General features: G+C 72.9%; 11 protein-coding genes and 1 pseudogene. 7 read left to right on the top strand and 5 right to left on the bottom strand.

Annotation, left to right across the window (positions count from 1 at the left end; translation table 11 throughout):
- Positions 1 to 493, top strand: a pseudogene (locus ACFWVC_RS30985) (succinate dehydrogenase/fumarate reductase flavoprotein subunit); the annotation flags it as partial.
- Positions 493 to 1,251 carry a succinate dehydrogenase iron-sulfur subunit gene (locus ACFWVC_RS30980; protein ID WP_384294852.1) on the top strand — a complete coding sequence of 253 codons (759 nt, stop codon included), beginning with the start codon at positions 493 to 495 and terminating at the stop codon, positions 1,249 to 1,251. The pseudogene ACFWVC_RS30985 and the gene ACFWVC_RS30980, both read left to right, overlap by 1 nt.
- Before the next feature lie 66 nt (positions 1,252 to 1,317).
- Here ACFWVC_RS30980 and ACFWVC_RS30975 read toward each other — a convergent pair whose 3' ends face one another.
- Both ACFWVC_RS30975 and ACFWVC_RS30970 read right to left on the bottom strand, forming a co-directional pair.
- Positions 1,318 to 2,316 carry a hypothetical protein gene (locus ACFWVC_RS30975; RefSeq protein WP_384294849.1) on the bottom strand — a complete coding sequence of 333 codons (999 nt, stop codon included), beginning with the start codon at positions 2,314 to 2,316 and terminating at the stop codon, positions 1,318 to 1,320.
- Positions 2,313 to 3,569 (bottom strand): DUF4132 domain-containing protein, encoded by a 1,257-nt coding sequence (locus tag ACFWVC_RS30970; RefSeq protein ID WP_384294847.1) that lies wholly within the window; start codon positions 3,567 to 3,569, stop codon positions 2,313 to 2,315. Before ACFWVC_RS30970 ends, ACFWVC_RS30975 begins: the two co-directional genes overlap by 4 nt.
- Before the next feature lie 129 nt (positions 3,570 to 3,698).
- Between ACFWVC_RS30970 and ACFWVC_RS30965 the strand changes: the two genes are divergently transcribed.
- Positions 3,699 to 4,988: a D-alanyl-D-alanine carboxypeptidase family protein gene (locus ACFWVC_RS30965; protein WP_384294844.1), complete on the top strand. Its 1,290-nt coding sequence runs from the start codon at positions 3,699 to 3,701 to the stop codon at positions 4,986 to 4,988.
- A 42-nt stretch (positions 4,989 to 5,030) separates the two neighbouring features.
- On the opposite strand, the gene ACFWVC_RS30960 is transcribed toward ACFWVC_RS30965, so the two are convergent.
- Together ACFWVC_RS30960 and ACFWVC_RS30955 are read right to left on the bottom strand one after the other, a co-directional pair.
- Positions 5,031 to 5,468: a DUF4234 domain-containing protein gene (locus tag ACFWVC_RS30960; RefSeq protein ID WP_384294840.1), complete on the bottom strand. Its 438-nt coding sequence runs from the start codon at positions 5,466 to 5,468 to the stop codon at positions 5,031 to 5,033.
- A 159-nt stretch (positions 5,469 to 5,627) separates the two neighbouring features.
- Positions 5,628 to 6,206, bottom strand: a complete 579-nt coding sequence (locus ACFWVC_RS30955; RefSeq protein WP_384294837.1) for a MarR family winged helix-turn-helix transcriptional regulator — start codon at positions 6,204 to 6,206, stop codon at positions 5,628 to 5,630.
- Between the two features lie 68 nt (positions 6,207 to 6,274).
- Between ACFWVC_RS30955 and ACFWVC_RS30950 the strand changes: the two genes are divergently transcribed.
- The 4 genes from ACFWVC_RS30950 (at position 6,275) to ACFWVC_RS30935 (ending at position 9,383) form a co-directional block, all read left to right on the top strand.
- Positions 6,275 to 7,609: an MFS transporter gene (locus tag ACFWVC_RS30950; protein WP_384294835.1), complete on the top strand. Its 1,335-nt coding sequence runs from the start codon at positions 6,275 to 6,277 to the stop codon at positions 7,607 to 7,609.
- Positions 7,610 to 7,679: 70 nt separating this feature from the next.
- Complete coding sequence (locus tag ACFWVC_RS30945) at positions 7,680 to 8,090, top strand: hypothetical protein (RefSeq protein ID WP_384294832.1); 411 nt, start codon at positions 7,680 to 7,682, stop codon at positions 8,088 to 8,090.
- Between the two features lie 5 nt (positions 8,091 to 8,095).
- Positions 8,096 to 8,665, top strand: coding sequence for a thiol-disulfide oxidoreductase DCC family protein (locus tag ACFWVC_RS30940; RefSeq protein ID WP_384294829.1), 570 nt, complete (start codon positions 8,096 to 8,098; stop codon positions 8,663 to 8,665).
- A 10-nt stretch (positions 8,666 to 8,675) separates the two neighbouring features.
- Complete coding sequence (locus ACFWVC_RS30935; protein WP_384294826.1) at positions 8,676 to 9,383, top strand: TetR/AcrR family transcriptional regulator; 708 nt, start codon at positions 8,676 to 8,678, stop codon at positions 9,381 to 9,383.
- A gap of 32 nt (positions 9,384 to 9,415) precedes the next feature.
- Here the strand turns inward: ACFWVC_RS30935 and ACFWVC_RS30930 are convergent, their stop codons facing one another.
- Positions 9,416 to 9,811: an ATP-binding protein gene (locus ACFWVC_RS30930; protein WP_384294861.1), complete on the bottom strand. Its 396-nt coding sequence runs from the start codon at positions 9,809 to 9,811 to the stop codon at positions 9,416 to 9,418.
- Positions 9,812 to 10,002: the final 191 nt, after the last annotated feature.

Below are 10,002 nucleotides of genomic sequence, written 5' to 3'. Positions count from 1 at the left end.
CGACCACGTCGAGCTCCCCGAGAACCCGGCCCAGCTGGTCGAGAGCCAGGTCGAGACGCTGCGCGCCTCCACCGGCAACGAGCGGGTCGCGACGCTCCGCAAGGAGCTGCAGGAGACCATGGACGCCAACGTCATGGTCTTCCGCACCGAGCAGACCATCAAGACCGCGGTCGAGAAGATCGGCGAGCTGCGCGCGCGGTACAAGAACGTCTCGATCCAGGACAAGGGCCGGCGCTTCAACACCGACCTGCTGGAGGCCATCGAGCTCGGCAACCTGCTCGACCTCGCCGAGGTCATGGCGGTCTCCGCCCTGGCCCGCAAGGAGTCCCGCGGCGGCCACTACCGCGAGGACTACCCGAACCGCGACGACGTCAACTTCATGCGGCACACGATGGCGTACCGCGAAGTGGGTGCCAACGGCACCGAAGCGATCCGTCTCGACTACAAGCCGGTCGTGCAGACCCGCTACCAGCCCATGGAGCGTAAGTACTGATGAGCACCGCGACCCTCGACAAGGTCGAGGCCGAGGCCCAGGCCTCGCCCTACATCACCGTCACCTTCCGGATCCGCCGGTTCAACCCGGAGGTCTCCGCGGAGCCCACGTGGCAGGACTTCCAGCTCGAGATCGACCCCAAGGAGCGGGTCCTCGACGGCCTCCACAAGATCAAGTGGGACATGGACGGCACGCTGACGTTCCGTCGCTCCTGCGCCCACGGCATCTGCGGCTCCGACGCCATGCGCATCAACGGCCGCAACCGCCTGGCCTGCAAGACCCTGATCAAGGACATCAACCCGGAGAAGCCCATCACGGTCGAGCCCATCAAGGGCCTGACGGTGCTGAAGGACCTGGTCGTGGACATGGACCCGTTCTTCCAGGCCTACCGTGACGTCATGCCCTTCCTGATCACCAAGGGCAACGAGCCGACCCGCGAGCGCCTGCAGTCCGCCGAGGACCGCGCGCGCTTCGACGACACCACCAAGTGCATCCTGTGCGCCGCGTGCACGTCGTCCTGCCCGGTGTTCTGGAACGACGGCCAGTACTTCGGGCCGGCGGCCATCGTCAACGCCCACCGCTTCATCTTCGACTCGCGTGACGAGGCGGCCGAGCAGCGTCTTGAGGTGCTGAACGACAAGGACGGCGTGTGGCGCTGCCGCACCACGTTCAACTGCACCGACGCCTGCCCGCGTGGCATCGAGGTCACCAAGGCCATCCAGGAGGTGAAGCGCGCGCTCATCACGCGTCGCTTCTGATCCCGCCTCCCCAGGTCCGCCCGAGGGCCCCGCACCCGGTGAACCGGGTACGGGGCCCTCGGCCGTTCACCCGGTCAGCGCGCTCCGGACCTGCCTGCGGGTGACCGTATGGCCCACACTCCCGGCGAGCCTGCGCAGTTCCGCCTGCCCGGCGCCGCCCTCCAGACGGGCCAGGGCGCGCACCCCGGCACCGGCGACGACGCTTTTGACCGGAGACCGTTCGACGAGAGCGCCCAGGGTGCGGACCGTCTCCGGGTGCGGGGGCAGGGCCGGGGACGACAGCAGCCAGGCCAGGCCCCTGACGGCGGTGACGTTCCACGGGTCGTGGCCGGCGCTCTGGGCGCTGCCGCCGTGGGTCGCGAGGGCGAGCCAGGGGGTGACGGTCCTGCGTACGGCCTCGGGGTCGATGCCGTCGAGGACCGCCGCGGTCGTACGGTCCCAGCGCGCGCTGGGAGCCGGCTTCGCGTCGCGCAGATGCGGGATCAACCGCCGCCATGACACGCCGAGTTGCGGCAGCTCCGCGAGGGCGCGATCGGACCAGAGTTCACCGGGGTTGAGAGGCGGCTCCGGCAGGCGGTCCAGGAGCATGCCGGCCCAGTCCAGGCAGCCGTCGTACGCGGATCTGCGGAGCAGCCCGACCACCTCGCCCGACAGCGGCCGTCCCGCGTCGAGCAGGGCCTCGGCGAGGGCGGGCAGTTCGTCGCTGGTGCCCGAGGAGTACCAGCGGCGTGCCCGGTCCTCCAGGAGGGCGTTCCACTCCTCGCACCACGCCGCGTCCGGGAAGCCCCGCGAGATCACGGCCAGCAGCACCATGCCCTGCCGGCGCGCGTCCCCGGCGCGGGTGCCGCGACCGATGCGCTCGACGACAACCCTGGCCAGAGCCTTGCGCCGCTCCTCGGGCATCGCCCGCAGGACGGCGGCCGTCCGGTAGCCCTCGCCCTCGCTCCGGTGGAGCAGTTGGCCGGCGAGAACGGCCGGTTCTGCCTGCGCGGCGAGGCGTCCGATGAAGTCGATGCGGCCCGGGTCCTCCCAGGGCGAGGGGTCGAAGGTGCGTGTGCGGGTCACAGTCGGCTCACGATCGTCGGGTCGGTGATCTGGGTGTCGCGGGCGAGGAGCGCGGCCTTGCCGAGGATCACCGGCAGCGTCCGGTCGCCCTCATGCGGCAGCCAACTCGGCTCCGGGGCACGGGCGGCGGGCAGGGCGACGGGCAAGTGGCGGTCGTCGGGCAGGAGTACGTGGGCGGAGCCGAGGTGGATCCGGTAGGTGTGGCGGACGCCGCGGACGTGGAGGAAGCGGCCCTCGATGCGGCAGCGGTCGCTCAGGGCGAGGCGCGGCAGGATGCGGGTCAGCACGTCGCGGCGGGTCCGGGCGCCGGGGGTGAGCTCCCCGAAGGCGCAGGAAGCCCAGAGGGCGCGGTCACGGCCACCGGGAGGGGCGGCGACCCGGCCGATACCGGCGGCGTCCACGAGCAGGCCGAGATCACGCGCGACTTCGCCGGCGACGAGCGGCGGAACGCCGGCGGTCCCGAGCGGATGCCACCGCAGCGCGCCGAGGGCCAGGGCCCGGCCGCCCGCGTAGCGCACGGCCTCGACCGGCAGTTCTGCGCGCACGCCCCAGTGCGGCAGGTCGCGCGTGGCCAAGGCCAGGGCATGGCCACCGTCGCCCGGCGTGTACCGCCACCCGAGGGCGCCGGCCCAGGCGTGGAACCGGTCCTCGCGCAGAAGCCGCCCGGTGAGGGGGCCGGCGGCGCAGACCTCGCGGTAGGCCTGCGGGAAGGGCTGCATGATGCCGTGCCGCTCCAGCTCGGCCCGCCAGGCGTCGATCTCCGCACGGTCCCGCCCCAGTGGGTGCCACAGCTCCACCGCCACGCCCCCGCCGACCGGCTCCCCCGTCAGCGTGCGCAGGGCGCCGTCCGTGTGGGCGCACGCCACTCCGTCCACCGTCCACAGCAGGCGCCGGGCGAGCGTCCCCACGAGCGGGTGGTCGAGGCACCGCTCCCGCCAGTCGCCGTACCCCCACGGACGGCGCCGCAGGAACTCCCGCTCCAGCCGCGCGCCCTGGGCCCCCAGCGCCTCCTCGATCTCGCGCACGGCGGCCCGCAGCAGCCCCAGCTCCCCCGCCTGTTCCCGCCGCACGCACGCGGGCACCCCCCGCACGGCCCTGCCCGCGGCATCCCGCCAGCCCACCGCCACCTTCCCGCCCCGCACCACCAGCTCGGCGCTCACACCGCCCAGCCGCCACCCGCCCCGCCCCAAGCCGCTCAGCCCGTACGCGGGAACGGCCTGCTCCGTCTCCCCGACGACCGTTCCAGTCCCCATGTCCGCGAGCGTAGAGAGGGGGACTGACAGTGGCCCCGCCGCTCGCTCCCCCTCCGAACGAGTGCCACTTTCCGCCGGGACCCGCCCCCTGTTCCACGTCGCGGGGGCATCGCTTGTACGGTCTCTGGGGTGCGCGACTTCCCCCACATCTCACGTCGCGGCGCGCTCGGCTTGGCAGCGGCCGCCCTCCCTTCCGCCCTTCTGGCGTCCGGTTCCGCCGCGGCCGCCGGCAGACCTGTGGTCGGCGGTGAGCGGCTCGCGCGTTCCGGGGTCCAGGTGGACGGCGGGGCGCCGGATCTGCCGGAGACGAACTCGCTGGCGTGGGTCGTGGCGGACGCCCGGTCGGGTGAGGTGCTGGCGGCGTACAACGCGCATCGCAGGATGCCGCCGGCGAGCACGCTGAAGATGCTGTTCGCGGACACGGTGCTGCCGAAGTTCGACCGGACGCTGCGGCACACGGTGACGGCGGCGGATCTCGCGGACATAGGAGCGGGAAGCAGCCTGGTCGGGATCGAGGCGGGGATCACCTACAGCGTCGAGCAGTTGTGGCTCGGGGTGTTCCTGCGGTCGGGGAACGACGCGGTGCACGTGCTGTGCTCGATGAACGGCGGCGTGGCCAAGACCGTCCGGGAGATGCGGGCGCGGGCGCTGGAGCTGCAGGCGAACGACACGCACGTGGTGAGCCCGGACGGCTACGACACGCCGGGGCAGTTGTCGTCGGCGTACGACCTGACGCTGATCGCGCGGGCCGGGATGCGCGATCCGGACTTCCGGGACTACTGCCGGACGCAGGTGGCGCACTTCCCCGGGGAGCACGGGAGCACGTTCGAGATCCAGAACACGAACCGGCTGCTGGGCCGCTACGACGGCGTGGTCGGCGTGAAGAACGGCTACACGACGAACGCGGGCAACACCTTCACCGGCGCGGCGGAGCGGGACGGCAGGACGCTGCTCGTCACCGTGATGCACCCGGAGTCGGGGTACGACGAGGTGTACAAGGAGGCCGCGGCACTGCTGGACTGGGGCTTCGGCGCGATGGGCCGCGTGACGCCCGTGGGGGCGCTGGTGCCGCCGCTCAGCGAGCTGAAGACGTCCCCGCGGGCGCGGGCCGGCGGCGACGGCGAGGTGTCCGCGAGCACGACGGCGAAGGGCTCCGGGTGGTTCGGCCCGGGGGCGGGGGCGGGGCTGGTGGCGCTGGTCGCGGCCTTCATCCTGGCGATCCGCCGGCGCCCGCGGCCCAAGTACGCGGCGGAGGGCGACCGGCGCCGGCGCCCGGGCGGCGGCACCCAGGCCGCTCCACGGGCCGGGTCACGTACCGCCGCACGGACCGGCGCCCGGACGCCCCCGGAACGAACCGCCGAACGGACGGGCGAACGACCCTCGGAACGGACCGGCGGGCGACGGCGGCGCCCCTCGTGACGAGCGGCGCCGGGGCCGACCCCGGCCCCGGCCCCGGCCCGGCTAGTTGCGGGCGACCCACACCCGGTTGAGCTGTTCCTGGTAGTAGAACGGCGTCAGACCGAGGGCCGGCACGAGGAGGACGCCCTTGAAGCCGGAGACCGTGCCGGCCAGGCACGCGCGGCGCTGGGCGCGGGCGATGCGGCAGCCGGTGTTGTAGAGCGAGATCGCGGCGGGCACCAGCAGGAGGGCGCCGAGGGAGACCGCGAGGACGGCGAGGGCGGGACGGACCTTGATGCCGGGGTCGAAGTCGCGCAGCTCCCGGTTGGCGCGGTAGTACCAGATCAGCCAGTACACGCCGAGGGTCGCGGTGCCCAGGAGCCAGACCCGGCCGGGGCGGCGCAGTTCGCCGGAGGGTGTGGCGAGGTACGTGCGGGTGGTGACGGGGAAAGCCGGGATGACCGGACGGGTCAGCGTCCGGTAGCGGTCATCGTGGTACATGCTGCCCCCGAGCGATATGCCGGCGAAGGTGGCGTGAAAGGCAAAACTACTCGGCGGTTCAGCCGAGCGTCAGGGGTGGGCGGCGACATATTCCGCACAGACTCCCGGGTCAGGATATGGCGATGGCGTGTACGACATGTACGGGGCGGCCGCTCCCGCTCATTTCGCCCCGGTACCGCCCGCCTCGTCACCGCCCGCCCCGACACCGCCCGCCTCGTCACCGCCCCCCTCGGCCACGGCCATCACGCGGCGCAGCAGGTCGGACAGCAGCCTGCGCTCATCCGCGTCGAGGGTCCCGAGCAGCCGGTACTCCTCGTGGCCCAGCACGTCCATGGCGCCGAGCCAGGCGGCGCGGCCCTCGTCGGTGAGCTCGACGTCGATGCGGCGGCGGTCGGTGGTGGAGTGCGTACGGCGGACGTGGCCCCGGCGTTCGAGGCCGTCCACCCGCCCGGTGACGGAGGCGGGGGCGAGGCCGAGGTCGGCGGCGAGTTCGGAGGGGGCGGCACGGCCGCCGCGCCCGGCGAGGGCGTGCAGGGTGTGGAACTCGTGCCACTGCAGGTCGTAGTCGGCCAGCGACTGCTCGCGGACCTTGCGCAGATGCCTGGTGACCAGCTTCATGCGCGTGACGGCGCCCTCGATGTCGGGATCCAGGCCGGGCAGGACGGGCAGCCAGCGCTCCACATGGCCGTCGGTCCAGTCCCGTTCCGTCCCGGTCGTGCGCGGTGGCTCGGCTGTCATGGCCGGAATCCTACGGCACCATAAATTTCGGTGGCGAATCATTCGGTACCGAAATACATTGCGTCGCCATGACACCGACGCATCCGAGGCACCCGAGGCACCCCACGCCCAAGACGCACCCGCTCCGGCTCCGCGCCTTCCGCCTGCTGTTCACCGGCCGCGTGCTCTCCCTGCTCGGCGACGGGGTCGTGCCCGCCGCGCTGGTCATCGCCGTGACCCGGGTGACCGCCGACGTCTCCGCCCTCGCGTTCGTCCTGGGCTGCGCGACCGTGCCGCGACTGCTGCTCCTGCCCCTGGGCGGCGTGATCGCCGACCGCTTCGACGCCCGCCGGGTGGCGCTCACCACCGACCTCGTGCGCTGCGTCGCCCAACTCGCGGTCGGGGCCGAGTTGCTCGGCGTCCTCGGCGGGAGCCCGGCCCTGCTGCACATCGCCGTCGCCGAGGCGGTCGGCGGCGCCGCCTCGGCGTTCGCGATGCCGGCGCAGTCGCCGCTCGTGGCCGGCACCGTGCCCGCGTCCGCCGACGGAGAGGCCCGCCGCAGGGCCAACGCGCTGATGGGCATGGCGAACAGCGCCACCCGGCTGTGCGGGCCGGGACTGGCGGCGGCGCTGATCTGGGCCGCCGGGCCGGGTCCGGCCTTCGTACTGGACGCGGCGTCGTTCGCGGTGAGCGCGGCCCTGCTCGCCGCGGTGCGGATCGAGCGCGTCCCCCTGCCGCAGGCGTCGGTGCTCACGGACCTCAAGGAGGGCTGGAGGGAGGTCCGCTCCCGCGACTGGTACTGGACGAGCCTGGTGGCGCACGGCACATGGAACGGCGCGGCCGCCGTGCTCACCACGCTCGGCCCGGCCGTCGTGATCAGCCGGCTCGGCGGCGAGGGCGTCTGGTTCTGGGTGCTGGAGGCGGGCGCGATCGGCCTCGTCCTCGGCTCACTCCCGGCCGCCCGGCTGCGCCCCCGCCGGCCCGTGCTGGTCGCCAACCTCGGGCTGGCGACGTACGCGCTGCCGCTCGCCCTGCTCGCCGTGGCCGCCCCCGCGCCGCTGCTGATCGCGGCCTACGGTCTCGCGATGGGCGCGCTCGGCTTCCTGAACCCGGTCTGGGAGACCGTCGTCCAGCAGCAGGTGCCGCCCGGGGCGCTGGCCCGGGTCACCTCGTACGACTGGCTGCTGTCGCTCGCCGCGACGCCGGTCGGCTACGCGCTGGCGCCACCGGCCGCGGCCGCGTGGGGCAGTGCGGCGCCGCTCGGGGCGTGCGCGGCGCTGGTGGCCATCGCCTGCGTGGCGACGGCCGCGGTGCCGGGCGTGCGCGAGGTCGGCGCGTCCGCACCCGGCGAACCCGCCGCATCCACATCCACACCCGCCGGAACCACCGGAAGCGCCGGAAAGCCCGGCCCGCAAGCAACTTGAACGTGTTCAAAAACAGGTCTACAGTCAGTCCCGCAACGGGTTTTGAACACGTTCAAACAAGGGTGGGACCATGGACCTCACGGTCGTCGCATATGTCATCTACCTGCTGGTCAGCGTCGCGCTGACCGTGTGGGTGGCCCGGACGCTCAGCAAGGCGGGCAAGGTCTTCCTCGAAGACGTGCTGCACGGCAACGAGAAGCTCGCCGATGCCGTCAACCACCTCCTGGTGGTCGGCTTCTACCTCGTCAACCTGGGCTTCGTCGCCCTCTACCTGAAGAACGCCGACGCGGTCGAGAACGCCCGCGGTCTCTTCGAGGCACTGTCGGTCAAGCTCGGCGTCGTCCTGCTGGTGCTGGGCGTGCTGCACCTGTGCAACGTCTACGTCCTGAACAAGATCCGCCGTCGCGGGGTGATGGACCGCGAGCAGATCCCGCCGGTCGCGCCGCAGGGCTGGACGCCCCCGGCCGTCCCCGGGATGTGACGGTGATGGACCGCACCCCAGCGACCGGGGCCGCCACGGCGGCCCCGGTGCCGGTCCGCCGGCTGACCGTCCTGTACGACCCCGACTGCCACCTGTGCTCCTTCGTCCGCGGCTGGCTCTCCCGTCAGCGGCAGCTCGTACCGCTGGAGACGATCCCGGTCGGCTCCGAGGAGGCACGGCGGCGCTTCCCGCGGCTGGACCACGCCTCGACGCTGCGCGAGATCACCGTCATCGGCGACTCCGGCCAGGTCTACAGCGGTGACGCCGCCTGGCTGGTCTGCCTGTGGGCGCTGTCGGAGTACCGGCCCGCCGCGCACCGCCTCAGCACCCGCGCCGGCGCCCCGCTCGCCCGGGCCGCCGTGCTCATGGCCGCCCGCTACCGCGAGTCCCAGTGGAACCGCGGGGCGGCCGCCCCGGGCTGGGGCGGGCGGGTCTACGGGACCGCCGACGGCTGGACGTACGACGCCAAGGACGGCTGGACGTTCACCGGCGCCCCCGCCGCACCGGACTCCGCCGCCCCTGACTCCGCTGCCCCGCCCGGCGCCTGTGCGGGTGGCTGCGCACCTCCCCGTTAGGCTCTCGACCGTGGACGAAGCACCCCCTGACAGGACGACCGGGACCCCGCGCACCGCCAAGAGCGAGCAGACCCGGGCCCTGATCCTGGAGACCGCCCTGCGGCTCTTCGAGGAACGCGGCTACGACAAGACGACGATGCGGGCCATCGCCAACGAGGCCGGGGTCTCGGTCGGCAACGCCTACTACTACTTCGCCGGCAAGGAACACCTCGTCCAGGGCTTCTACGACCGGCTCGCCGCCGACCACGAGGCCGCGGTCCAGGGGGTGCTGGCCGGCGGCGGCGACAAGGACCTGGCCGGCCGGCTGCTCACGGTCATGAACGCCTGGCTCGATGTCGCGCGCCCCTACCACCAGTTCGCGGCGCAGTTCTTCAAGAACGCCGCCGACCCTGCCAGTCCGCTCAGCCCGTTCTCGCCCGAGTCGCACCCGGCCCGCGACGCGGCGATCTCCATCCACGAACGCGTGCTCTCCGGCTCCGACATCAAGCTCGACGCCGAGCTGGCCGAGGTGCTCCCCGAGCTGATGTGGATGTACCAGATGGGCATCGTCGTCTACTGGGTCTTCGACCACTCCCCCGACTGCGAGCGCACCCGCCGTCTGGTGGCCCGCACCGCCCCGCTCGGCGCGCGCATCCTCAAGCTCTCCCGTTACCGGCTGCTGCGGCCGATCGTGCGCGAGGTCCGCGAACTGCTCAAGGAATTCCTCTTCGAGCGCTAGACCTGCGGGGCCAGGCCTCAAGGGGCCTTGCCCTAAGCGGAGGCCAGCACCGCCCACACGGTCTTGCCGTCCCGGCCGCGCTCGCGCACGCCCCAGTTCCGCGACAGCGCCTCGACCAGGCGCAGGCCCCGTCCCGACTCGTCGCCGTCGGCGGCCTCGCGGGGCACCGGGCGCACGTGCGCGGCGCCGTCGGACACCTCCACGACGCAGGAGCCGTCCGCCTCGACCGTCACCGCCACCTCGAACTCCCGCTCCAGCAGCGGGCTGTGGCGTACGGCATTGGTGGCCAGCTCCGACACGACGAGCACCACCGACTCCACCGTCTCGTTCTCCCGCTCCCATCCCACCAGGTGGTCGCGGACCCGGTGCCGGGCCAGTCCTACCGACGTGGGATGTCTGGGCAGCCGGAACGTGCTGCGCCTCATCAGGTCACCCTCCCCATGAGCGAACCTCCCCCTTACCGTTGCGGCATGCATTTCCGGATTCGGGCCCGCCGAAGCCCCGGACGCCGGAATTGCCGCTCCCGGTGGGCACTTTCAGGCCAAACTCGAACACCGGGCGAGGTGAGGGACCCGATCGTGCTACCGGCCGTCTCCGTACCGCGGGGAACCTGAGTATC

The organism is Streptomyces sp. NPDC058691 (assembly GCF_042714775.1).
In the GTDB taxonomy this organism is placed as follows: Bacteria; Actinomycetota; Actinomycetes; order Streptomycetales; family Streptomycetaceae; genus Actinacidiphila.
The sequence above is the reverse complement of the archived record's forward strand: the minus strand, read 5'-3'. Positions and strand labels throughout refer to the sequence as shown.